25 protein-coding genes are annotated in these 21,230 nt (G+C 60.6%); 11 read left to right on the top strand and 14 right to left on the bottom strand.

The features are described from left to right. Window positions 1-20 precede the first annotated feature (20 nt). Entirely contained in the window at window positions 21-692 is a 672-nt protein-coding gene (locus tag ACOYXH_RS23705) for a TetR/AcrR family transcriptional regulator (protein ID WP_007913599.1), read from the top strand. Between the two features lie 32 nt (window positions 693-724). Next, window positions 725-1,579, top strand: a complete 855-nt coding sequence (locus ACOYXH_RS23700; protein WP_460409976.1) for a sulfurtransferase — start codon at window positions 725-727, stop codon at window positions 1,577-1,579. 78 nt (window positions 1,580-1,657) lie between these two features. On the opposite strand, the gene ACOYXH_RS23695 is transcribed toward ACOYXH_RS23700, so the two are convergent. The 5 genes from ACOYXH_RS23695 to ACOYXH_RS23675 all read right to left on the bottom strand — a co-directional run bounded on the left by ACOYXH_RS23695 (window position 1,658) and on the right by ACOYXH_RS23675 (window position 6,993). Beyond that, the gene (locus ACOYXH_RS23695; protein WP_095049503.1) at window positions 1,658-2,488 is read right to left on the bottom strand and encodes an AraC family transcriptional regulator; all 831 of its coding nucleotides are present in this window, start codon (window positions 2,486-2,488) and stop codon (window positions 1,658-1,660) included. Next, a complete protein-coding gene (locus ACOYXH_RS23690) occupies window positions 2,485-3,480 on the bottom strand; it encodes a hydrolase (protein WP_460409975.1) in 996 nt (331 codons plus the stop codon). The genes ACOYXH_RS23695 and ACOYXH_RS23690 overlap by 4 nt, the downstream gene beginning before the upstream one ends. 63 nt (window positions 3,481-3,543) lie before the next feature. Continuing rightward, window positions 3,544-4,158: a 16S rRNA (guanine(966)-N(2))-methyltransferase RsmD gene (gene rsmD / locus ACOYXH_RS23685; protein ID WP_038358861.1), complete on the bottom strand. Its 615-nt coding sequence runs from the start codon at window positions 4,156-4,158 to the stop codon at window positions 3,544-3,546. After that, window positions 4,158-5,645 carry a M16 family metallopeptidase gene (locus ACOYXH_RS23680; protein ID WP_320413612.1) on the bottom strand — a complete coding sequence of 496 codons (1,488 nt, stop codon included), beginning with the start codon at window positions 5,643-5,645 and terminating at the stop codon, window positions 4,158-4,160. The genes rsmD and ACOYXH_RS23680 overlap by 1 nt, the downstream gene beginning before the upstream one ends. After that, on the bottom strand, window positions 5,638-6,993 hold the full coding sequence (locus ACOYXH_RS23675) for a M16 family metallopeptidase (RefSeq protein WP_095049450.1): 1,356 nt from the start codon (window positions 6,991-6,993) through the stop codon (window positions 5,638-5,640). The genes ACOYXH_RS23680 and ACOYXH_RS23675 overlap by 8 nt, the downstream gene beginning before the upstream one ends. A gap of 344 nt (window positions 6,994-7,337) precedes the next feature. On the opposite strand from ACOYXH_RS23675, the gene ftsY reads away from it, so the two are divergent. The 4 genes from ftsY to rpoH all read left to right on the top strand — a co-directional run bounded on the left by ftsY (window position 7,338) and on the right by rpoH (window position 11,496). After that, window positions 7,338-8,837, top strand: coding sequence for a signal recognition particle-docking protein FtsY (gene ftsY / locus ACOYXH_RS23670; protein WP_095049451.1), 1,500 nt, complete (start codon window positions 7,338-7,340; stop codon window positions 8,835-8,837). After that, on the top strand, window positions 8,834-9,505 hold the full coding sequence (gene ftsE / locus ACOYXH_RS23665; protein ID WP_008065082.1) for a cell division ATP-binding protein FtsE: 672 nt from the start codon (window positions 8,834-8,836) through the stop codon (window positions 9,503-9,505). The genes ftsY and ftsE overlap by 4 nt, the downstream gene beginning before the upstream one ends. After that, on the top strand, window positions 9,502-10,527 hold the full coding sequence (gene ftsX, locus ACOYXH_RS23660; protein ID WP_460066342.1) for a permease-like cell division protein FtsX: 1,026 nt from the start codon (window positions 9,502-9,504) through the stop codon (window positions 10,525-10,527). The genes ftsE and ftsX overlap by 4 nt, the downstream gene beginning before the upstream one ends. A 114-nt stretch (window positions 10,528-10,641) precedes the next feature. Next, window positions 10,642-11,496, top strand: coding sequence for an RNA polymerase sigma factor RpoH (gene rpoH, locus ACOYXH_RS23655; RefSeq protein ID WP_003229146.1), 855 nt, complete (start codon window positions 10,642-10,644; stop codon window positions 11,494-11,496). Window positions 11,497-11,677: 181 nt separating this feature from the next. Here rpoH and mtgA read toward each other — a convergent pair whose 3' ends face one another. Then, window positions 11,678-12,400, bottom strand: coding sequence for a monofunctional biosynthetic peptidoglycan transglycosylase (gene mtgA, locus ACOYXH_RS23650; protein ID WP_095049453.1), 723 nt, complete (start codon window positions 12,398-12,400; stop codon window positions 11,678-11,680). A gap of 74 nt (window positions 12,401-12,474) precedes the next feature. Between mtgA and ACOYXH_RS23645 the strand changes: the two genes are divergently transcribed. The 5 genes from ACOYXH_RS23645 (at window position 12,475) to ACOYXH_RS23625 (ending at window position 15,674) form a co-directional block, all read left to right on the top strand. Further along, window positions 12,475-12,855 (top strand): DUF423 domain-containing protein, encoded by a 381-nt coding sequence (locus ACOYXH_RS23645; protein ID WP_095049454.1) that lies wholly within the window; start codon window positions 12,475-12,477, stop codon window positions 12,853-12,855. Window positions 12,856-12,926: 71 nt separating this feature from the next. Further along, window positions 12,927-13,127 (top strand): sulfur carrier protein ThiS, encoded by a 201-nt coding sequence (gene thiS, locus ACOYXH_RS23640; RefSeq protein WP_167359915.1) that lies wholly within the window; start codon window positions 12,927-12,929, stop codon window positions 13,125-13,127. 60 nt (window positions 13,128-13,187) lie between these two features. Next, entirely contained in the window at window positions 13,188-13,982 is a 795-nt protein-coding gene (locus tag ACOYXH_RS23635) for a thiazole synthase (RefSeq protein WP_460409974.1), read from the top strand. A 9-nt stretch (window positions 13,983-13,991) separates the two neighbouring features. Continuing rightward, on the top strand, window positions 13,992-14,717 hold the full coding sequence (gene trmB, locus ACOYXH_RS23630) for a tRNA (guanosine(46)-N7)-methyltransferase TrmB (RefSeq protein WP_095049455.1): 726 nt from the start codon (window positions 13,992-13,994) through the stop codon (window positions 14,715-14,717). A gap of 168 nt (window positions 14,718-14,885) precedes the next feature. Beyond that, a complete protein-coding gene (locus ACOYXH_RS23625) occupies window positions 14,886-15,674 on the top strand; it encodes a hypothetical protein (protein WP_095049456.1) in 789 nt (262 codons plus the stop codon). Between the two features lie 126 nt (window positions 15,675-15,800). On the opposite strand, the gene ACOYXH_RS23620 is transcribed toward ACOYXH_RS23625, so the two are convergent. From ACOYXH_RS23620 to ACOYXH_RS23585, 8 genes are all read right to left on the bottom strand, one after another. Further along, on the bottom strand, window positions 15,801-16,124 hold the full coding sequence (locus ACOYXH_RS23620) for a DUF3392 domain-containing protein (RefSeq protein WP_007913629.1): 324 nt from the start codon (window positions 16,122-16,124) through the stop codon (window positions 15,801-15,803). Between the two features lie 22 nt (window positions 16,125-16,146). Continuing rightward, window positions 16,147-17,352, bottom strand: a complete 1,206-nt coding sequence (hemW, locus tag ACOYXH_RS23615) for a radical SAM family heme chaperone HemW (RefSeq protein WP_095049457.1) — start codon at window positions 17,350-17,352, stop codon at window positions 16,147-16,149. After that, complete coding sequence (gene rdgB, locus ACOYXH_RS23610; protein WP_095125841.1) at window positions 17,349-17,945, bottom strand: RdgB/HAM1 family non-canonical purine NTP pyrophosphatase; 597 nt, start codon at window positions 17,943-17,945, stop codon at window positions 17,349-17,351. The genes hemW and rdgB overlap by 4 nt, the downstream gene beginning before the upstream one ends. Then, window positions 17,942-18,376: a DUF4426 domain-containing protein gene (locus tag ACOYXH_RS23605; protein ID WP_095049459.1), complete on the bottom strand. Its 435-nt coding sequence runs from the start codon at window positions 18,374-18,376 to the stop codon at window positions 17,942-17,944. The genes rdgB and ACOYXH_RS23605 overlap by 4 nt, the downstream gene beginning before the upstream one ends. A gap of 26 nt (window positions 18,377-18,402) precedes the next feature. Continuing rightward, window positions 18,403-19,023 (bottom strand): methionine biosynthesis protein MetW, encoded by a 621-nt coding sequence (metW, locus tag ACOYXH_RS23600; protein ID WP_007913638.1) that lies wholly within the window; start codon window positions 19,021-19,023, stop codon window positions 18,403-18,405. A gap of 7 nt (window positions 19,024-19,030) precedes the next feature. Next, window positions 19,031-20,170 (bottom strand): homoserine O-succinyltransferase MetX, encoded by a 1,140-nt coding sequence (gene metX / locus ACOYXH_RS23595; protein ID WP_095049460.1) that lies wholly within the window; start codon window positions 20,168-20,170, stop codon window positions 19,031-19,033. A gap of 179 nt (window positions 20,171-20,349) precedes the next feature. Continuing rightward, a complete protein-coding gene (locus ACOYXH_RS23590) occupies window positions 20,350-20,637 on the bottom strand; it encodes a DUF167 domain-containing protein (RefSeq protein WP_095049461.1) in 288 nt (95 codons plus the stop codon). Beyond that, a complete protein-coding gene (locus tag ACOYXH_RS23585; RefSeq protein WP_095049462.1) occupies window positions 20,634-21,224 on the bottom strand; it encodes a YggT family protein in 591 nt (196 codons plus the stop codon). The genes ACOYXH_RS23590 and ACOYXH_RS23585 overlap by 4 nt, the downstream gene beginning before the upstream one ends. Window positions 21,225-21,230 lie beyond the last annotated feature (6 nt).

Raw genomic sequence — 21,230 nt, 5'->3', positions numbered from 1 at the left:
TCTGAATTAAAGCTCAAGCCATGGCCCCACGAATAAAAACCAGCGAGCGTATCGTGCTGAACAGCCTTGAACTGTTCAATCAGCAGGGCGAGCGCAGCATCAGCACCAATCATATTGCCGCCCACATGGAGATTTCTCCGGGCAACCTGTACTACCACTTCCCCAACAAGCAGGCGATCATCGCCGTGTTGTTCAGTGAGTACGAAAGCCTCGTGGACAGCTTTCTGCGCCCGCCGCAGGGGCGCGCGGCGACGGTCGAGGACAAGCGTTTCTATCTCAAGGAATTGCTCTCGGCGATGTGGCGCTACCGCTTTCTGCACCGCGATCTGGAGCATCTGCTCGACAGCGATCCGGAACTGGCCGCCCGCTATCGGCGCTTTTCCCAGCGCTGCGTGATTCAAGGCGCGGCGATTTACGAAGGTTTTGTTGCCGCCGGGATCCTTGATATGGATCGCGTGCAGATCGAATCCCTGACCCTCAATGCCTGGATCATCCTGACGTCCTGGGTGCGCTTCCTGTGCACCACCCGCGAAAACTCCAACCACCTCAGTGAGCAAGCCATTAAACGTGGCGTGTATCAGGTGCTGGTGCTGGAAGCCGGGTTTGTCACCGAGCAGGCGCGTGACGAGGTCAATGCGTTGTTCGAGGAGTTCTACGTGCCGCTGGCCCAGGCCCTCGAAGACGTGAAATAAACCGTTCTGTTGAAATCCCCCAGGAGCCTGTTATGCCGATTGCGCAACTGATCAGCCCCGAAGCACTGGATGCCCGCAAGGGGCAGCCAGGGCTGGTGATTCTCGATTGTCGTTTTGCCCTCGAAGACTCGGTCTACGGTCAGCGCAGCTATGCCGAGGGGCACATTGCCGGGGCGAGCTTTGCCGATCTTGAGCGTGACCTCAGCGGTAAAGTGGTCAAAGGCGTGACTGGCCGTCACCCGTTGCCCGAGCCGGCGGCGTTTATTGAGCGGCTGCAGGCTTGGGGCATCAACAACGACAGCGACGTGGTTTTGTACGACGACGGTCCCGGTGCCTACGCGGCGCGGGCCTGGTGGTTGCTGGCGTGGCTGGGTAAGCGCGATGGCGTGTTCATTCTCGATGGTGGGCTCAAGGCGTGGCATGCGGCGGGGCTGCCGCTGAGCCTGGATGCGCCGACGGATACCCGTGGCAATTTCATTGGCCAGCCGGACACCCGCCTGCTGCTCAGCGCCGAGCAACTGCAACAGCGGCTTGGTCAACCGGCGCTGACGTTGATCGATGCCCGGGCTTTGCCGCGTTTCAAAGGTGAGGTCGAGCCGATTGATCCGGTTGCCGGGCATATTCCCGGTGCGCAATGCGCGGTGTTCACCGACAACCTCGGCAGCGATGGGCGATTCCTGCCGGCGGATCAACTCAAGCAGCGTTTTGCCGCCAAGATCGGTGAGCGTTCGCCAGCGGATCTGGTTGCGTATTGCGGATCCGGCGTGACGGCGTGTCACAACCTGTTTGCGTTGTGTCTGGCGGGTTATCCGTTGGCGGTGTTGTACGCCGGGTCGTGGAGTGAGTGGATCAACGAACCGGCTCGCGGCATCGCCACCGGCGAATAAGATCAAAAGATCGCAGCCTTCGGCAGCTCCTACATTGGAATGCATTTCCCTGTAGGAGCTGCCGAAGGCTGCGATCTTTTAGCTTTCCATCCGGGCGCTACGGTAAGCGGCGGGCCCGACACCATAAGCCTGCTTGAACTGCCGGCTCAAATGGCTCTGATCGGCAAATCCCAGTTGCGTGGCGACTTCCACCGGCAAGCAGCCGTGTTGCAGAAGTGCGCGAGCCTGGGCGATGCGTTGCTGCATCAGCCATGTGTGCGGCGGCATGCCGGTGGCGCGACGGAATACTCGGGCGAAATGGAAGGGCGACAGATTCACCGCCGCTGCGAGCTCTTCCAGCGATGGCGGCGCCGCCAGTTGCGCGTGCAGCAGTTCTTTGCCCAACCGCACCGCGCGGTGTTCTTTACCCGCTCGACCGGGCACCGGCACTGCCGCATGGCGCTGCAACAGCCGCAACATCATCTCGCGCCACACCGTCTGCTGTTGCAACGCGGTGGTCGGGCTTTCGAGCAAGCGGTGCAACTGCGCAAAGCCGTTGACCAGATCCGCATCGCGATACAACGTGGCGCCGAACGCCGGCAGGTTGCTGGTGGACAGCTCCAGCTCATCCAGCAGCGAAACGATTTGCGCGGTATCGGGATAAAACGCCCGGTACAGCCAGCCGTCCTCGGTGCCCTTGTGCCCGGTGTGCAGCTCGTCCGGATTGATCAGTACCAGCGTGCCGCTGCCCGCCAGGTGCTCGGCGCCGCGATAGCGATAACGCTGGGCGCCGGCCATGATCATGCCGATCACATAGCCGTCATGCACATGCGGGGCGAAGCGATGCTCGATGTAGCGCGCCGACAGCAACTCGACCCCGGCCAGCGGCGCGGTTTGCCAGAAGCGGATCGACTCGCCCTGATCGCTCATGCGGACACGCGAGCCAGCCACTGCGGGATGCGTCGTTCCAGGTAGTAACCGGGCTGACGCAGCGAGCCTTCGACAAAGCCGACATGCCCACCGCGCGCCTGCAGTTCGAAAGCGGTCGACGGCGACAGCTCATTGACCTGCGGCAAACTGTGGGGGAACACGAACGGATCGTCCGCCGCCTGAATGATCAGGGTCGGCGTGCGAATCTCGCCGAGGAAATAGCGGCTTGAAGCGCGGCGATAGTAATCCTCGGCATCCTCGAACCCGTGCAACGGCGCGGTTATCCGGCCATCGAAATCCCAGAAGGTGCGCATGTTTTCCAGCGAACCGAGGGCGGCCAGCGCGGCGAGTCCTTCTTCACGTCCGTCGTGTTGAAACTGCCGCTGCTTGTTCTTGATGTAGGCGACCATCTCGCGCATGAAGTGCGCCTGATAGACCTTGGAAAATCCCTGGCCGATGCGGTCGGCGCATTGATCGAGGCGAAACGGCACTGATACCGCTACGGCGCCGAGCACGCCGCTGGCGCTGCCGGTTTCCCCGAGGTGTTTGAGCAGCACGTTGCCGCCCAGGGAGTAGCCGACGGCATACAGCGGTGCCAGCGGTCGTTTGGCGCGCAGATGTCTGATGGTTTCGGCGAGGTCTTCGCTGGCGCCGGAGTGATAGCTGCGCGGCAGCAAATTCGGTTCGCCAGAGCAGCCGCGCCAGTTCAACGCAACACTGGCCCAGCCTTGATCAGCCAGTGACTGCTGGATGCCCGCTACATAAGGCGAATTGGAGGACCCGGTCAGACCGTGCAATACCAGCACCAGTGGTGCATCGGCGGTGTGCGGGCCGTGCCAGTCGAGATCGAGAAAGTCGCCATCCTCAAGCCACAGGCGTTCGCGTTCACGCTCGATATGTACGGTTTTGCGCCACAGCGGCCCCCACAAGGTTTGCAGGTGCGGATTGCCGAGGCCGAAGGCGGGGTTGAAGCGTTCTGAAGAGGTGGACACGATGGTTCTCGATGCAGAGCGGCGACCCTGTTGGAAGGGGCGCCGCTTATTCAGACCGGTCGGTTAACCGGCGATCTCTGCCGTACGTTGCCACAGCGCGTAGTAAACCCGGCCGGATTTCTGCTCGCGATGCAGGCGCCAGTTGCCCGGCAGGCCCAGCGTCGATGGCGCCGTTTCGCTTTCAGTGTAGATCCACGAGTCCGGCGCCAGCCACTGGCGCTCTTCGAGCAAGGTGCAGACGGCAGGCAGCAGGTTCTGGTTGAACGGCGGGTCGAGGAATACCAGGTCGAACGGAGTTGCGGTCTGGGTTTCCAGATAACGCAGGGCGTCGGCGGTCTGCACCTGGCCGTTGGTGCAGCGCAGGGTGCCAAGGTGTTCTTTCAGGCTGGACACGGCAATGTTGCTGGCATCCAGCGCCTGACCCATGGCCGCGCCACGGGACAGCGCTTCGAGAAACAGCGCGCCACTGCCGGCGAACGGATCAAGCACCTTGGCCCCTTCAACGTACGGTGCGAGCCAGTTGAACAAGGTTTCACGCACGCGATCCGGCGTCGGGCGCAGGCCCGGTGCGTCGGGGAAGCTCAGCTTGCGGCTGCGCCATTGGCCGCCAATGATGCGCAACTGGTTCACACCGTTATGGACGTTTTGCGCAGGTTTTTTAGGCGATCGGGTAGCCATTAGTGCTCCGGAACCCCGAGCGGTTGCTCGGCAGGTTTATCAGATGGGGCCGGTAACGGCTTTTGCGGCACGGTCGGGCCAGCGGTGACGATGACCATTTTGTCCGTGCTCAGGTGTTTGTTCAGGGCGTCGCGGACTTGTTCCACGGTCAGGCTTTGCGACTGACGCATGAAGTCGTCCAGATAGCTCAGCGGCAGATTATAGAAGCCCATCGCGCCGAGTTGGCCGACGATATCGGCGTTGCTCGCGGTGGACAGCGGGAAACTGCCGGCCAGTTCGCGTTTGGCGTCGTCGAGTTCCTTCTGCGTCGGCCCGGTTTTCAGGTAATCGGCAAGCACGTCCTGCACCAGTTTCAGGGTGCCTTCGCTCATTTCCGCGCGGGTCTGCAGGTTGATCATGAACGGGCCGCGTGCCTGCATCGGGCTGAAGGCCGAGTACACGCCGTAGGTCAGGCCACGTTTCTCACGCACTTCGCTCATCAGGCGCGTGCCGAAACCGCCACCACCGAGGATCTGGTTGCCCATCGACAGCGCCGCGTAATCGGGGTCGTCACGGTCGATGCCCAGTTGCGCGAGCATCAGGTTGGTCTGCTTCGACGGGAACTCGATGTGGTTGATGCTGGCCTTCGGTTCCTGCGGCTGAGCGATTTTCGCCAGCGCCGGGCCTTTGGGCAGGGCAGAAGAGACCTGATTGGCAATCGCCTCGGCATCCGCCCGCGACAGGTCGCCGACCAGCGCGATCACCACGTTGCCAGCGGCGTAGGCCTTGGCGTGGAACTCACGCAACTGCGCGAGGGTGATCTTCGGCACGCTCTGCGGGTTACCGTCACTCGAATGCGCGTACGGGTGATCGCCGTACAAGCGCTTCATCAGCTCAAGGCTGGCGAGTTTGCCGGGGTTCTGTTTCTGGTATTCGAAACCGGCGAGCAGCTGGTTCTTGATGCGTGCGAACGAATCGGCCGGGAAGGTCGGTTTGCCAACCACTTCCGAAAACAGCTTCAGCGCCGGTTCACGCTTGTCGGTGGCACTCAAGCTGCGTAGAGAAGCCAGCGCCATGTCCTTGAAAGCACCGTTGCCGAAATCCGCACCGAGGCCTTCGAAGCCTTGCGCGATGGCGCCGACGTCTTTGCCGGCGACACCTTCGTTGAGCATGGCGTTGGTCAGCACTGCCAAGCCCGAAGCGCTGCCGTCCTGGCTGCTGCCAGCGGCGAAGATCAGGCGCATGTCGAACATCGGCAGCTCATGGGCTTCGACGAACAATACTTTGGCGCCTTCGGCGGTGTTCCAGGTTTGCACGTCGAGTTTGCGGCTGGCCGGGGCCTTGCCGTCGAGTTCGGTCAGTGATTGCAGCTTCTGGCTGGTCTTGGCGTTGTCGAGGGCTTCGCTGGCATTGCTGTCAGCGCCAGGCGACAGGTAGAGCGCGGCAGAGCCGATCACCGCCACGGCAATCAGGCCGAGTAGCAGGCGTGGGGATTTGCGCTTACTCATGAGTCGTCTCCAGTGGCAGGACGTGGGCGACGCTGAGACGTTCGCGGGTGAAATACAGCTTGGCGGCGTTCTGGATGTCTTGCGGGGTCACGCTTTCCAGATCGGCCAGTTCGGTGTCCATCAGTTTCCACGACAGACCGACGGTCTCGAGTTGACCGATGGCGGTGGCCTGACTGGTGATCGAGTCACGTTCGAAGACCAGACCGGCAATCACTTGTGCTCGCACGCGCTCCAGTTCTTCAGCGGACGGCGCGGTGGTTTTCAGCTGTTCCAGCAGTTTCCACAGACCGGCCTCGGCTTGCGCGATAGTCTTTTTCTTCTGGGTGTTCGGGGTTGCCGACAGGGTGAACAGACTGTCGCCACGGGTATAGGCGTCGTAGCTCGACGAACCGCCGGAGACCAGCTCTTCGCCGCGCTCCAGTTGCGTCGGGATGCGCCCGCTGTAACCGCCGTCGAGCAACGCCGAGATCAGGCGCAAGGCGTTGACCGAGCGTTTGTCTTCAGCCGTGGCAATGCTTGGTACGTTGAAACCGAGCATCAGGCTAGGCAATTGCGTCTGCACGTGCAGGGTGATCTGGCGTTCGCCGGGTTCGGCCAGTTCCAGCGGCTTTTTCGCCGGTGGCACGTCGCGTTTGGCGATCGGGCCGAAATAGCGTTGAGCGAGGTTTTTCACCTCGTCCGGGGTCACGTCGCCGACCACCACCAGCGTGGCGTTGTTCGGCACGTACCAGGATTGGTACCAGTGGCGCAGTTCTTCGACTTTCATGCGGTCGAGGTCGGCCATCCAGCCAATGGTTGGCGTGTGGTAGCCGCTGGCCGGGTAAGCCATGGCCTTGTAGCGCTCGTAGGCCTTGGACATCGGCTTGTCATCGGTGCGCAAGCGGCGCTCTTCCTTGATGACTTCGATCTCCTTGGCGAACTCGTCGGCCGGCAGGCGCAGATTGGCCATGCGGTCGGCTTCCAGTTCGAAGGCGACGCCCAGACGGTCGCGGGCCAGTACCTGGTAATAAGCGGTGAAATCGTCGCTGGTGAAGGCGTTCTCTTCGGCGCCGAGGTCACGCAGGATCAGCGAGGCTTCGCCGGGACCGACTTTTTCACTGCCCTTGAACATCATGTGCTCAAGCGCGTGGGACAGACCGGTCTGGCCCGGGGTTTCGTAGCTGGAGCCGACCTTGTACCAGACCTGCGACACCACCACCGGTGCGCGATGGTCTTCGCGCACGACGACCTTGAGGCCGTTGTCGAGGGTGAATTCGTGGGTCGGTTGCGGGTCGGCCGCCAGGGCCGAAAGGGGCAGGCAGACTGTGCTGAGCAGCAGGCCTGCAGCGCGGCGGGCTAGAGCATTCATTCGTTTTTTAACCTGTTGGGCTGCCCGCTTGGTCTTAGCGTCGGCGGGCGAGAGGGTGCTAGGATACTGATCCGTTTTACCGGCGACCACGCCTATCAGGTTTTCAGACCTGATCTGGCTGAATGGGTTTGCGGCAGAAAGCTACAGTTTATCGACTAAACTTCGCTTTTTCGCCGAATTTGCCGGTTTAGTCCTTCGTTTATACGATTCTTTGAGGTGCCGCTGGCGCCTCGACAAAATGTTGCGCGTGAACAAGCTGGATGAAACACAGTCTGTTCTGCATCGAATATTTATTTGCCGGGGCGCCCTTATGGCGCGTCGCTACCGTGAGATAGCCGTCCTCCATGTTTGGTTCCAACGACGACAAGAAGACCCCAGCTGCGGCTGGCGAGAAGAAAAGCCTGTTCGGATGGCTGCGTAAGAAACCGCAGGAACCCGTCGTCGAACAGCCGCCGGTGATTCCTGAGCCAGCGCCTGCGCCGGCGCCGGCTCCAGTCATAGAAGAAGAGCCGGCACCGATTGTGCTGCCGATTGCCGAGCCGGTGTTGCAACCGGTTGAGCCTGAGCCAGAGCCTGAAGCGCCTGTGGCGGCTGAACTACCGCTGACTCCTGCGGCTGAACCGTGGCTGACCTTGCCGGTGGCGGAAGAGCCGGTGGCGTTGGTTGAAGAAGCTGCGCCACACATCACCCCGGAAATTCCAGCGCCTGCTGCGTTGGTGCCCGAGGTGGCTCGGGCGCCTGTGGTTGAGCCGGTTGTCGAGCCTGCGCCGGTTGTTGCTGAGCCTGTTGCGCCGGCGTTTGTTGCTCCGGTCGTTCAACAGCCTGCACCTGCACCGGTCGTCGCTGCGCCAGTTGTGCCGGTTGAAGTGGTTACCGAGTCCCCAGTCGAAGCCCCGCGCACCGAAGAAACCAAAGCCGGTTTCTTCGCCCGTCTCAAACAAGGCCTGTCGAAAACCAGCGCCAGCATCGGCGAGGGCATGGCCAGCTTGTTCCTCGGCCGCAAAACCATTGATGACGACCTGCTCGATGACCTCGAAACCCGTCTGCTCACCGCTGACGTCGGCGTCGAAGCTACCACGCAGATCATCCAGCGCCTGACCCAGAAGGTCGCCCGCAAAGAGCTGGCCGACGCCGACGCGCTGTACAAATCCCTGCAGGCCGAACTGGCAGCGATGCTCAAGCCGGTCGAACAACCGCTGAAAATCGTTTCGCAGAACAAGCCGTTCGTGATTCTGGTGGTTGGCGTCAACGGCGCCGGCAAGACCACCACCATCGGCAAACTGGCGAAGAAGCTGCAACTGGAAGGCAAGAAAGTCATGCTCGCCGCCGGTGACACCTTCCGCGCCGCTGCCGTGGAGCAATTGCAGGTCTGGGGCGAGCGCAACAAGATTCCGGTCATCGCCCAGCACACCGGCGCCGACTCGGCCTCGGTGATTTTCGACGCCGTGCAGGCTGCCAAGGCCCGTGGCATTGACGTATTGATCGCCGACACCGCCGGTCGTCTGCACACCAAAGACAACCTGATGGAAGAACTGAAAAAGGTTCGCCGCGTCATCGGCAAGCTCGACGCCGACGCGCCGCACGAAGTGCTGCTGGTGCTCGACGCCGGTACTGGCCAGAACGCGATCAACCAGGCCAAGCAATTCAACCAGACCGTCGAACTGACCGGTCTGGCGCTGACCAAGCTCGACGGCACTGCCAAGGGCGGCGTGATTTTCGCCCTGGCCAAGCAGTTCGGCTTGCCGATCCGCTACATCGGCGTCGGTGAAGGCATCGACGACTTGCGCACTTTTGAAGCCGAACCCTTTGTCCAGGCACTGTTTGCCGAGCGGGAGCGTTCATGATTCGTTTCGAACAGGTCGGTAAACGCTACCCGAACGGTCACGTCGGCTTGCATGAGCTGAGCTTTCGAGTCCGTCGTGGCGAGTTCTTGTTTGTCACCGGTCACTCCGGCGCCGGTAAATCCACGTTGTTGCGCCTGTTGCTGGCGATGGAGCGTCCGACCAGCGGCAAACTGCTGCTGGCTGGGCAAGACCTGAGCACCATCAGCAACGCGCAGATTCCGTTCCTGCGTCGGCAGATCGGCGTGGTGTTCCAGAATCACCAGTTGCTGTTTGATCGCACGGTGTTCAACAACGTCGCCTTGCCGCTGCAGATTCTTGGCTTGTCCAAGGCCGAAATCGCCAAGCGTGTCGATTCGGCGCTGGAGCGCGTGGCGCTGTCGGATAAAACCGATCTGTATCCGGGCGACCTGTCCACCGGTCAGCAACAGCGTGTCGGCATTGCTCGCGCCATCGTGCACCGTCCGGCCTTGCTGCTGGCGGACGAACCCACCGGTAACCTCGACCCGCGTCTGGCGGCTGAAATCATGGGCGTGTTCGAAGACATTAATCGTCTGGGCACCAGCGTGCTGATCGCCAGTCACGACCTGGCGCTGATCGCGCGCATGCGTCACCGCATGCTGACCCTGCAACGCGGCCGATTGATCGGCGACGGGGAGGCCGGAGAATGAGTGCGACACGCAGTCCGAAGGTTTCCGAACGTGTGGCGCCGAAAGCCGCCGATCCGCAACCACCGAAGAAGAAAAAACACGACGAAGACGATGGCCCGGACTTCGCCACGCTGTTCCGTGCCTGGGTCGAAAGCCATCGCGCCAGTCTGCTCGACAGCCTGCGTCGTCTCGCCAAGCAGCCGATCGGCAGCTTCTTCACCTGCATGGTGATGGCGGTCGCGCTGAGTCTGCCAATGGGCTTGTCCCTGTTGCTCAACAACGTCGAGCGTCTTGGCGGTTCGTGGCAGCGTGCAGCGCAGATTTCGCTGTATCTGCAACTCGACGCCAGTCCGCAGCAGGGCGAGTCGTTGCGCGAGCAGATCAAAGGCATGCCCGGCGTAGCGGATGCTGAATATGTCGGCCGCGATCAGGCGCTGGAAGAGTTTCAGCAGCAATCCGGGTTGGGTGAAGCCCTACGCGAGCTGCCGGAGAACCCGTTGCCGGGCGTGGTGCTGGTCACCCCGAACGAGGTCGACAAGCCGACGCTGGAAGCATTAAGACAAAAACTTTCCGAATTGCCCAAGGTACAACAGGCGCAACTTGATCTAGTCTGGGTCGAGCGTCTGGCCGCCATCCTCAAGCTTGGCGATCGTTTTGTCTTCGGTCTGACGGTGCTTTTGGTTTCTGCATTACTTTTGGTGATAGGCAATACCATTCGTCTTCATATTGAAAACCGCCGCACCGAGATAGAAGTGATTAAACTCGTCGGCGGCACTGACAGTTATGTGCGTCGCCCTTTCCTTTATATGGGGGCGTTGTATGGCTTCGGTGCGGGGCTATTGTCCTGGGGCGTCTTGGCGTTCGGCCTGAACTGGCTGAACGATGCGGTGGTTGGGCTGGCCGGTTTGTACGGCAGTGATTTCGCTCTGGCCGGAGTGCCAGTTGCCGACGGTCTGTCGCTCTTGCTTGGCGCGGTGCTGTTGGGTTATATCGGTGCATGGATTGCAGTCGCACGCCATCTCAGGGAGCTGGCGCCGAAGTAGAATCTTTTTTGCGCGTGATTGACCTCGCGGTTTTTTGGGAACTTGTATTTGAGTTCCCGGTCAATTTTTCGCAGTGCTGAGAAGCACGAGTATGTAAGTGGGAGGTTTTTTCGCATGACCAATTCTTTGCAACCTGCGTATGCGTTGGTTCCGGGTGCGAACCTGGAAGCCTACGTGCACACCGTCAACAGCATTCCATTGCTGACGCCGGAGCAGGAGCGTGAACTGGCCGAGAGTCTCTACTATGAGCAGGATTTGGGGGCGGCTCGGCAGATGGTGCTCGCCCACCTGCGTTTTGTTGTACATATCGCCCGTAGTTATTCCGGCTACGGTCTGGCTCAGGCTGACCTGATCCAGGAAGGTAACGTCGGCCTGATGAAGGCCGTGAAGCGCTTCAACCCGGAAATGGGTGTGCGTCTGGTGTCGTTCGCTGTGCACTGGATCAAGGCGGAAATTCACGAGTTCATCCTGCGCAACTGGCGCATTGTGAAAGTCGCGACCACCAAGGCCCAGCGCAAGCTGTTCTTCAACCTGCGCAGCCAGAAGAAACGTCTGGCGTGGCTGAACAACGAGGAAGTCCACCGTGTGGCGGAAAGCCTCGGCGTTGAACCGCGTGAAGTGCGCGAGATGGAAAGTCGCCTGACCGGCCACGACATGGCCTTCGACCCGGCTGCTGAAGCCGACGATGACAGCGCTTTTCAATCGCCGGCCAACTACTTGGAAGACCACCGGTACGACCCGGCGCGTCAACTGGAAGATGCCGATTGGAGCGACAACTCCAACCACAACCTGCACGAAGCGCTGGAAGTGCTGGACGAACGTAGCCGCGACATCCTCTACCAGCGCTGGCTGGCAGAAGAGAAAGCCACGCTGCATGATCTGGCGCAGAAGTACAACGTGTCGGCCGAGCGGATCCGTCAACTCGAGAAGAGCGCGATGAACAAGCTCAAGTTGTCGATCGCCGCATAACCGGCGAGCAGGCAATAAAAAACGCCCCGATCAGCGATGATCGGGGCGTTTTCATTTCTGGCTTCACACAAAACCAATGTAGGAGTGAGCCTGCTCGCGATAGCGGTGTGACAGTCAGCATTGCCGTCACTGATGTACCGCTATCGCGAGCAGGCTCACTCCTACATTTAGATCCTCGGTGTTATCGCGACCACGGTGCCCGGCGCGAATCGTTGAGCCCCAACAGATAACTATCCCCACCCAACTGACTCATCTGCTGCCGAATCCACCCGGCCCGCCGCGAGACATAAGCGGTCGGATGGCTGGCACTCCAGACACGCGGATTGGGCAGAACAGCCGCCAGATAACTCGCCTGCTGCCGTGACAACGACTTCGCGCTCACACCAAAGTGATGGCGGGCTGCTGCTTCGGCGCCAAACACCCCGTCATCCCACTCGACGCTGTTGAGATACACCTCAAGAATCCGCTGCTTGGGCCAGAACACCTCGATCAGCGCAGTAAACCACGCCTCCAGGCCTTTACGCAGATAGCTGCGACCGGCCCACAGAAACAGGTTTTTCGACACCTGCTGGCTCAAAGTGCTGGCGCCGCGAATCGAGCCGCCAAGCTCGTTGTGGGCCAATGCAGCCTGGATCGCACTGAAATCAAAACCCCAATGCTCGGGAAACTTCTGATCCTCACCGGCCATGACCGCGACTTTGAGGTCGTCGGAGATCTCGTCCCACGGCTTCCACGTGCGTTGCAGGTCAATTGGCTCACCGTCGACCCAGGACTCGATCTTGCGTTCGACCATCAACGCCGTACCCGGCGGCGGCACGAAGCGAAACACCAGCACCAGCAAGACGCTGCCGCCGGCGAACCAGAGCAGGGCCTTCGTGAGACGACGGAAAATAGTACGCAGCATAGAGATGGCTTGGCCGAACCGGTGGAGCGGGCCATTATACAGACCCTGCCGATCACGTCTGACTGGAGTTCCCAATGCTGCGTGGCTTTTTGATGCTGGCCGCTTTTTTCGGTTTCACCGGGGTCGCCTTGGGTGCATTCGCCGCCCATGGCCTGAAAAACCGTCTGACACCCGAGTATCTGGCGATCTTCCATACCGGCGTCACCTATCAATTGGTGCACACCTTGGCGCTGTTTGGTGTGGCGCTGCTGGCCACACAGATTCAGGGCCGACTGGTCACTTGGGCCGGCGTGTCATTCACCATTGGCATCCTGCTGTTCTCCGGCAGCCTGTACGTGCTGACCACCACCGGCATCAGCAAGCTCGGCATCATCACCCCGTTTGGTGGCCTGGCGTTCCTGATTGGCTGGCTATGCCTGGGCCTCGCCGCCTGGCGCTTGCAACCAACCGCTTGACGCTTGGTGCTGACCTTTAGGTCATGATCGGGCTAGAATGCCAGCCCCTAAAAATGATGGCGGCGTTACGCATGCGCATTCAGTTGAACGGTGAATCCCTTGAACTGCCCGACGGTGAAACCGTTGCGGGCCTGATCACCCGTCTGGAATTGACCGGACGCCGGGTGGCAGTCGAACTCAATCTGGATATCGTCCCGCGCAGCCAGCATGCCGACACCACGCTCAACGACGGCGACAACGTTGAAGTGGTGCACGCCATCGGCGGCGGCTGATCGCCCGCCCCGCAAGGGCACAGAATTCTGCAAGACCCTCACTCCTAAAGAGGATTCCCCATGAGCATCGTTCGTAGCGACAAGCCTTTTGTGCTGGCCGGTCGTACTTACCAGTCGCGTTTGCTGGTCGGTACCGGCAAGTACCGTGACATGGAAGAAACCCGTCAGGCCATCGAAGCCTCGGGTGCCGAGATCGTCACCTTCGCCGTGCGCCGCACCAACCTGGGCCAGATCGAAGGCGAACCGAACCTGCTCGACGTGCTGTCGCCGGAGCGCTACACCTTCCTGCCGAACACCGCCGGTTGTTACGACGCCATCGAAGCTGTGCGCACCTGCCGCCTGGCCCGTGAGCTGCTCGATGGCCACAACCTGGTGAAGCTGGAAGTACTGGCCGACCAGAAGACCCTGTTCCCTAACGTCATCGAAACCCTCAAGGCCGCGGAAACGCTGTTCAAGGAAGGCTTCGACGTGATGGTGTACACCAGCGATGACCCGATCATCGCCCGCCAACTGGCGGAAATCGGCTGCATCGCGGTCATGCCGCTGGCCGGTCTGATCGGTTCCGGTCTGGGGATCTGCAACCCGTACAACCTGCAGATCATCCTCGAAGAAGCCAAAATCCCTGTGCTGGTCGATGCCGGTGTCGGCACTGCGTCCGATGCGACCATCGCCATGGAACTGGGTTGCGATGCGGTGCTGATGAACTCGGCCATCGCCCACGCCCAGCAGCCGGTGATGATGGCTGAAGCCATGAAACACGCCATCGTTGCAGGCCGTCTGGCCTACCTCGCTGGCCGTATGCCGAAAAAACTCTATGCCAGCGCCTCTTCGCCGCTGGATGGTCTGATCAAGTAAGAGCCATTGATGACTGAATCGAACGACACGCCTGTCCAGACGGAAGAGGGCGACGAGCGCCAACACCGCCGCATCAAGAGCTTCGTGATGCGCGCCGGGCGCATGACCGAAGGCCAGCAACGCGGCCTGGATCAGGGCGCGCCGCTTTACGTGCTGCCGCTGGCCGACACCCCGGTGGATTACGATCAAGTGTTCGGCCGTTCGGCACCGCGCTCGCTGGAGATCGGTTTCGGCATGGGCCACTCGTTGCTGGAAATGGCTGCGGCCGCGCCGGATCAGGACTTCATCGGCGTTGAGGTTCACCGTCCGGGTGTTGGCGCGCTGCTCAATGGCGTGCTGACTCAGGGCCTGACCAACCTGCGGGTCTATGATTGCGACGCGATCGAAGTGCTCAACCGCTGCATCGCCGACAACAGTCTCGATCGCCTGATGCTGTTCTTCCCGGATCCGTGGCACAAGAGCCGTCACCACAAGCGCCGTATCGTTCAGGCCTCGTTCGCTGAGCTAGTGCGCAGCAAGTTGAAGGTTGGCGGCATTCTGCACATGGCCACCGACTGGGAACCGTACGCCGAGTACATGCTGGAAGTGATGAACGTCGCCCCGGGCTACCGCAACCTCGCCGAAGACGGCAAGTGCGTACCACGCCCGGCCGAACGCCCGATCACCAAGTTCGAACGCCGCGGCGAACGACTGGGCCATGGCGTGTGGGACCTGAAGTTCGAAAAACTCGCTTAAGCATCACGCAACACCCCTGTAGGAGCTGCGGCACGCTGCGATCTTTGATCTTGATTTTGAAGATCAAAGATCGCAGCGTGCCGCAGCTCAGTTGTTTCTGGAGTTTGCTCAAGTTTGGCTATGATCCGCCGAAAGCTCGAGGCCCCCATTTGTAAAGGAAGACAAATCTTGAAAGCCATTTTTGCCTGCACGCTGGTTCTGGGTCTCATTTGTTGCGCAGCGTGCGAACGGGTAGTCAGTCCCGAGGAATACTTCGCGAGTGCGCAGAGAACGGCGGCAAAGATCGAGCGCGACGCCAATGACCGGATCAAGCGTGAGGCCGCCGGGGAAAGCGTGCAATACACCCCTGAACAGTTGCGCGTTGCCGAAGGTGATCTCGAGGCTCTTGTGGACAACCTCAAGCATGCGTCGGACGGCGGGCACACGCTGGCCACCTATTTTTTGGCCAGCCTGCAGGACAACCCGATGTTTTCCGAGCAGACGCGCTTACAGACCTGTGGTCTTTATCAGCAGGCCATGGATGATGGGGTGTTAGCGGCTGCGGTGGGCTATTACCATTTGTGCGACAAAGCGTATGAACGATTTGATGCGCAAAATCCTGATCATTTGAAATTCTTGCAGTCTCTCGAGCAGTTGCTGCTCAAGCCTGATGCGCATGCTGACGACTATCCGTTGCAGGCCAAACGTTCGCTGTGTTTCGAAGAAAACGGGGCGCCTGCCGGCAAGGTCGGGCCGATGGCCGCCATGCGAGCCCGCGCAGCTGGCTTGGTATTGTCCGAAGACCAGTTTCGGGCTGAGGCCTACTACATACTCGCGTTGACTCGTGTGAACGGCAGCGATATGCGCGACAGCGGCAATATCGAACACTTCGATAAAGCGATAGCGCTGGGCTGCAAGGATTCCGTTGGCCTCAAGGCGATCCTTCAGGCGCAGAGCCGCTTATCGAAGAATCATTGAACCAAGGCCCAATAGTGGGAGCGAGCCTGCTCGCGAAAGCGGTCTGACAATCAACGATGTTGTTGGATGTTAAGACGCCTTCGCGAGCAGGCTCGCTCCCACAGTTGTTTTGGGGCGTTTGCGGAGTCAGCGGCGGTCGGCGACTACGCCGATGAGGACGAGGACTACCAGCAACACAGGCGCCAGGCTGTAGTTGTTGAACTGGCTCAAACCCTTGATCACCCACGGCGTGGCGTAGATCAGCGCGGCGCCGCTGCCGATCACGCAGAGTAGGGCCATCAGTGGCACGCGCAGGGCGCCGGCGATGCTGCCCAAGCGTTGCTCGACCCACCCTTTGAAGTCGGCGCCGAACAGCACCAGCAGGCAGCCCACCAGGGCCAGAGCGATTTCCGATAGGTTGCTGCGGCTCCAGCGGGAGACGGTGGCGAGCAGGTCGAGTATCAAATCCATGCGTTTTCCCTTAGCACTGAAGTCAGTTCAGAAATTGTTGCAGCAAGTCGTTGAGGAACAACTGTCCGCGCTCGGTGGCCGCCAGACGTGACGGTTCGACCTGCAACAGACCGCTTTGTTCTGCCGCGGCCCGGCCTTCAGCGAGGCTTTCCAGCGACAGCCCGGTGCGCTCAGGATACAGGTGCGATTCGACGCCTGCGGTCAGGCGCAAAGCGTTCATCAGAAACTCGAACGGCATCTCGTCGTTGGTCAGCGCTTTCTCGCCGGCTTGAAAGCTTTTTGCCGGGTTGAGATAGTCCTTCGGCAAACGGGTTTTCCAGGTGCGAACGATGCGTCCGTCCGGGTGGCTGAGCTTGCCATGCGCACCCGCACCAATGCCGATGAAGTCGCCAAAACTCCAGTAATTGAGGTTGTGCCGCGCCGGCCGGCCCGCCTGGGCATAAGCCGACACTTCGTATTGCGCATAACCGTGTTCCGCCAGCAGCGCTTGCCCGGCCTCTTGAATGTCCCACAGCGTGTCATCTTCCGGCAGCACCGGCGGCTGGTTCCAGAACACGGTGTTCGGTTCCAGCGTCAGTTGATACCAGGAAATGTGCGTCGGATTCAGTGCGATGGCCTGGCGCAGGTCGCTCAAGGCATCGTCCAGCGACTGGTCGGGCAAACCGTGCATCAAGTCGAGATTGAAGTTATCGAACCCGGCCTGACGTGCCATGCCGGCCGCACGCACCGCTTCGTCACCGTTGTGAATCCGCCCCAGCGCCTTGAGCTTTTCTTGCTGGAAGCTCTGGATGCCGATCGACAGGCGATTGATCCCCAGCTTGCGGTAGGCGACGAACTTCTCTTGCTCGAAGGTCCCGGGGTTGGCTTCCAGAGTGATTTCGATGTCGTGGGCAAACGGAATGCGCTGTTCGACGCCTTCCAGCAGCCGCCCGAGGGCTTCGGCGCTGAACAGGCTCGGCGTGCCGCCACCAAAGAAGATCGAACTGATTTCACGACCGTACACGGCGTGCAGGTCCTGATCGAGATCGGCCAACAGCGCATCAACGTATTCCTGCTCCGGCAAAACCGGGCTGGCGGTGTGTGAGTTGAAATCGCAATACGGACATTTGCGCACACACCACGGGATGTGGATGTACAGCGCCAGGGGCGGCAGCGTCGGCAACGGCGCCCGAGGCGAAGAGGCGGCGCCGCCGACAATCAGCGACGACGCAGAAGAATCACCGGTCATTTCAGGCCCAGACGCTGGCGCAGCAGATCCATTGCACGGGCGCGGTGGCTGATCTGGTTCTTGTCGGCCGGACTCAGTTCGGCGCTGGACACATCACGCTCCGGCACCCAGAACAGCGGGTCATAACCGAAACCGTGCTCGCCGCTGGCAGCGCTCAGTATCCGTCCGTGCCACAAGCCTTCGCAGAGGATCGGCAACGGATCATCGGCGTGACGCACCAGCGCCAGCACGCAAACGAACTGCGCACCGCGCTCGGCTTCCGGCACATCTTTCAGTGCATCGAGCAATTTGGCATTGTTCGCCGCATCGCCCTTGCCGTCGGCATAGCGCGCCGAATAGATGCCTGGCGCACCGCCAAGGAAATCCACCGCCAGACCGGAATCGTCGGCCAGCGCCGGCAACCCGGAAATGCGTGCGGCGTTGCGTGCCTTGAGGATCGCGTTCTCGACGAACGACAGACCGGTTTCTTCCGGCTCGACCTTGCTCCACTCGCCAATCGAGCGCAGTTGCACCGATTCGCCGAGCATGGCCTGGAGTTCTTTGAGTTTGCCGGCGTTATGGCTGGCCAGTACGAGCTGCTTGATGTTCATCATTCGCCGGGAAAGAGTTCTTGGTTGAAATTGATGGTGTTGATCTTGTCGCCGTTCTGCACCTTGATTTCAAAGGTGCGGGTTTCCTGCTGAGGCACCGGGTACTGGGCGATGTAGTAGATCGCACCCTGCTCGGTGACTTGCTTGAAATTCAGCGGCACGCTCTGGCTGGTCAGGTCTTTGACCGTGCCGGTGACATTGGCGACCAGCGGTTTGCCATCCTTGATCACCGAGACATTGATCACGCCCTGATTTTTGCTGCGAATCAGTTCAGCCGCCTTGGCGATGTCCGGCGTCAGAAACGTCGAGTTGAAAGTGTTGTAGTGCACCGTGACATCGCCGAAGGTTTCCTTGCGTTCGCCCTTGATGACGTCGGCCGCCATGGCGCTGGCGCTCAGGCAGGCAGTCAATAACAACAACGCTAAACGACCCATGATCGTGCTCCTCGAAATGACGGGATTCAGACCGCGACTTTGTGGTCTGCAAGCTGCGGGCTGCTGACGCGGTAGATACCGATCTCACCTAACAGATTAGGCCATAGCTTACTGGCCCACCCGTGGCGGTGCTGTTGATCCACGGCAAGCCGATCAATGACCTTCGCATCACGTTCGCGGCAAAGTTCTTCAAAGTCTTCGAAGGTGCAGAAGTGAATGTTCGGTGTGTTGTACCAGGTGTACGGCAGAAACTCGGACACCGGCATGCGGCCTTTGCTTGCCAGGTACCAGCGGCAGCGCCAGTGCCCGAAGTTCGGGAAGGTGATGATGCACTGACGGCCGACCCGGAGCATTTCGTCGAGGATCTTGTCCGGGTAATGCACAGCTTGCAGGGCCTGGGTCATGACGACGATGTCGAAACTGTTGCTGGCGAAGTTGCCCAGCCCCTTGTCCAGATCCTGTTCGATGACGTTGACGCCTTTGGCCACGCACTGGGCGATGTTGTCGGCGTCGTTTTCCAGGCCATAACCGGTGACGTTCTTGTTGTCGCGCAGCCAGGTCAGCAGCTCGCCGTCACCGCAACCGAGGTCGAGGACGCGGCTGCCGGCGGGGATCCATTCCTGGATGATTTCCAGATCTGCTCTCATGGCTTTCTCACAGCGTGATGCGGTTCATGTAATTGCCGAACGCCTGCAAATAGCGCGGGATCGGAATCAGGAAGGCGTCGTGGCCCTGCGGTGCGTCGATTTCCAGATAGCTGACGTCTTTGCGCGCCGCCATCAGTGCATCCACCAGTTCCCGCGAGCGGGCAGGGGAGAAGCGCCAGTCGGTGGTGAACGACATCACGCAGAACTTGGCCGTGGCGTTTTCAAAGGTTTTCGCCAGGTTATCGTCGAAGTTCGCTGCCGGATCGAAGTAATCCAGCGCCTTGGTCATCAACAGATAGGTGTTGGCGTCGAAGCGTCCGGAGAACTCTTCGCCCTGATAACGCAGGTAGCTTTCGACCTGGAACTCGACGCTGTGGAAGTCGTAGTTGAGCTTCTCGCTCTTGAGGCCACGGCCGAATTTCTCGCCCATGGAATCGTCGGACAGATAAGTGATGTGCCCGACCATGCGCGCCAGCATCAAGCCGCGTTTGGGGATCACGCCGGCTTCCTGGAACGAACCGCCGTGGAATTCCGGGTCGGTGAGGATCGCCTGACGCGCAACTTCGTTGAAGGCGATGTTCTGCGCCGACAGTTTTGGCGCCGAGGCGATAGCCAGACAATGGCGCACGCGGTCCGGGTAAGTGATGGTCCATTGCAATGCCTGCATGCCGCCGAGGCTACCGCCGATGACGGCCGCCCACTGGCCGATGCCGAGCAGGTCGGCCAGGCGCGCCTGGCTGTGTACCCAGTCCTCCACGGTCAGCACCGGGAAGTCGGCACCGAATGGCTTGCCGGTCTCCGGGTTAATGCTGCTGGGGCCGGTGGAGCCGTTGCAGCCGCCCAGATTATTCAGACTAACCACGAAGAACTTGCTGGTGTCGATCGGTTTGCCGGGGCCGATGCAGCTGTCCCACCAACCGGGTTTGCGGTCGTCGGGGCTATGGTAGCCGGCGGCGTGGTGATGGCCGGACAAGGCGTGGCAGATCAGCACGGCGTTGCTCGCCTGTGCGTTGAGCGTGCCGTAGGTTTCGTAGATCAGGTCATAAGCGGGCAGCGAACGGCCGCAGGCCAAGGCCAGAGGTTCGCTGAAGTGCGCCGTTTGCGGCGTCACCAGACCAACAGAATCGGGGGGAAAGGCAGCTGGCATCGACCCTGCTCTCGTTGAAATGAGGCGTAAGTCTAAAGACCGGGGGGGTTAGCGGCAAGCAACTACCTGCGCTCGTTCCCACGCTCTGCGTGGGAATGCCTCATTGGACGCTCGGCGTCCGCTTCGGCAGGGGACGCGGAGCGTCCCGGGATGCATTCCCACGCGGAGCGTGGGAACGATCAGCGCATTAGGTCAGGCAAATCCGGCAACTTCTTCGGCGAGCAGATCTTCACTCGCTTCTGCCGGTTCAACTCGCCACTGAGCAAACTGACCTGGCTTTTGGACACCCCAAACGCCTTGGCCAGAAAGCCCATCAGATAAGCATTGGCCTTGCCCTCAACCGGCGGTGCAGTCAGACGAATCTTCAGGCGATCCCCATGCAGCCCGGCGAAGTCATCGCTGCGGGCTGCCGGTTGCAGGTGACACTCGAGGATCAAGTCGTCACCGTCCCATCGAAACCAGCTCACATCAGCAGACGGAGGATTTCCGGCATCATCGTCATCGCCGCCAGATTGTTGATCACCAGCATGTCGATCAGTTTCAGCGCGAGGAAGGCGAAGATCGGCGACAGATCCAGACCGCCAAGGTTTGGCAGGATTTTGCGGAACGGCGCCAGCGCCGGCTCGCAGATCTGGTTGACCAGCTCAGCACCCGGATTGTGGCTGCCCGGTGCAACCCACGACAGAATCACGCTGATGATCAGGGCGAAGAAGAAGATCTTCAGGAACAGCGCGGTCACGCCGATCAGCGACCAGATAAACAGTTGCAGCGGGTTACCGGTGGTGCCGTAAGTCAGCAGCAGGGTCAACGCCATCAGCGCCAGTTGCACCAGAATCGCCAGCACCAGCGACGACATGTCCAGACCAAACAGGCTCGGAATGATCCGGCGCAGTGGTTTGAGCAGTGGCTGGGTCGCTTTGACGATGAACTGGCACAGCGGGTTGTAGAAGTTCGCCCGCACCAGTTGCAGTACGAAACGCAGCAGCACGATCAGCAGGTACAGACTGCCGAGGGTTTGCAGCACGTAAACCGCTGCGGTATTCAATCCAATCATGTAAGG

The sequence above is a fragment of the Pseudomonas sp. Mb7 genome (genome assembly GCF_054790525.1).
Note: the sequence above shows the minus strand (reverse complement) of the source record. Positions and strands in the feature narration are given on the sequence as shown.

Excerpts from the sequence above, each read along its gene's own strand:
- ACOYXH_RS23635 (WP_460409974.1), top strand. The coding sequence starts at position 13,188 with ATGAGCATCGTTCGTAGCGACAAGCCTTTTGTGCTGGCCGGTCGTACT.
- hemW (WP_095049457.1), bottom strand. The coding sequence starts at position 17,352 with ATGACCGGTGATTCTTCTGCGTCGTCGCTGATTGTCGGCGGCGCCGCC.
- ACOYXH_RS23700 (WP_460409976.1), top strand. The coding sequence starts at position 725 with ATGCCGATTGCGCAACTGATCAGCCCCGAAGCACTGGATGCCCGCAAG.
- rsmD (WP_038358861.1), bottom strand. The coding sequence starts at position 4,158 with ATGGCTACCCGATCGCCTAAAAAACCTGCGCAAAACGTCCATAACGGT.
- ACOYXH_RS23585 (WP_095049462.1), bottom strand. The coding sequence starts at position 21,224 with ATGATTGGATTGAATACCGCAGCGGTTTACGTGCTGCAAACCCTCGGC.
- metX (WP_095049460.1), bottom strand. The coding sequence starts at position 20,170 with ATGCCAGCTGCCTTTCCCCCCGATTCTGTTGGTCTGGTGACGCCGCAA.
- ftsY (WP_095049451.1), top strand. The coding sequence starts at position 7,338 with ATGTTTGGTTCCAACGACGACAAGAAGACCCCAGCTGCGGCTGGCGAG.
- ACOYXH_RS23605 (WP_095049459.1), bottom strand. The coding sequence starts at position 18,376 with ATGGGTCGTTTAGCGTTGTTGTTATTGACTGCCTGCCTGAGCGCCAGC.
- mtgA (WP_095049453.1), bottom strand. The coding sequence starts at position 12,400 with ATGCTGCGTACTATTTTCCGTCGTCTCACGAAGGCCCTGCTCTGGTTC.
- thiS (WP_167359915.1), top strand. The coding sequence starts at position 12,927 with ATGCGCATTCAGTTGAACGGTGAATCCCTTGAACTGCCCGACGGTGAA.
- ACOYXH_RS23645 (WP_095049454.1), top strand. The coding sequence starts at position 12,475 with ATGCTGCGTGGCTTTTTGATGCTGGCCGCTTTTTTCGGTTTCACCGGG.
- trmB (WP_095049455.1), top strand. The coding sequence starts at position 13,992 with ATGACTGAATCGAACGACACGCCTGTCCAGACGGAAGAGGGCGACGAG.
- ACOYXH_RS23705 (WP_007913599.1), top strand. The coding sequence starts at position 21 with ATGGCCCCACGAATAAAAACCAGCGAGCGTATCGTGCTGAACAGCCTT.
- ACOYXH_RS23695 (WP_095049503.1), bottom strand. The coding sequence starts at position 2,488 with ATGAGCGATCAGGGCGAGTCGATCCGCTTCTGGCAAACCGCGCCGCTG.
- ftsE (WP_008065082.1), top strand. The coding sequence starts at position 8,834 with ATGATTCGTTTCGAACAGGTCGGTAAACGCTACCCGAACGGTCACGTC.
- ACOYXH_RS23620 (WP_007913629.1), bottom strand. The coding sequence starts at position 16,124 with ATGGATTTGATACTCGACCTGCTCGCCACCGTCTCCCGCTGGAGCCGC.
- ftsX (WP_460066342.1), top strand. The coding sequence starts at position 9,502 with ATGAGTGCGACACGCAGTCCGAAGGTTTCCGAACGTGTGGCGCCGAAA.
- ACOYXH_RS23675 (WP_095049450.1), bottom strand. The coding sequence starts at position 6,993 with ATGAATGCTCTAGCCCGCCGCGCTGCAGGCCTGCTGCTCAGCACAGTC.
- rpoH (WP_003229146.1), top strand. The coding sequence starts at position 10,642 with ATGACCAATTCTTTGCAACCTGCGTATGCGTTGGTTCCGGGTGCGAAC.
- metW (WP_007913638.1), bottom strand. The coding sequence starts at position 19,023 with ATGAGAGCAGATCTGGAAATCATCCAGGAATGGATCCCCGCCGGCAGC.
- rdgB (WP_095125841.1), bottom strand. The coding sequence starts at position 17,945 with ATGATGAACATCAAGCAGCTCGTACTGGCCAGCCATAACGCCGGCAAA.
- ACOYXH_RS23680 (WP_320413612.1), bottom strand. The coding sequence starts at position 5,645 with ATGAGTAAGCGCAAATCCCCACGCCTGCTACTCGGCCTGATTGCCGTG.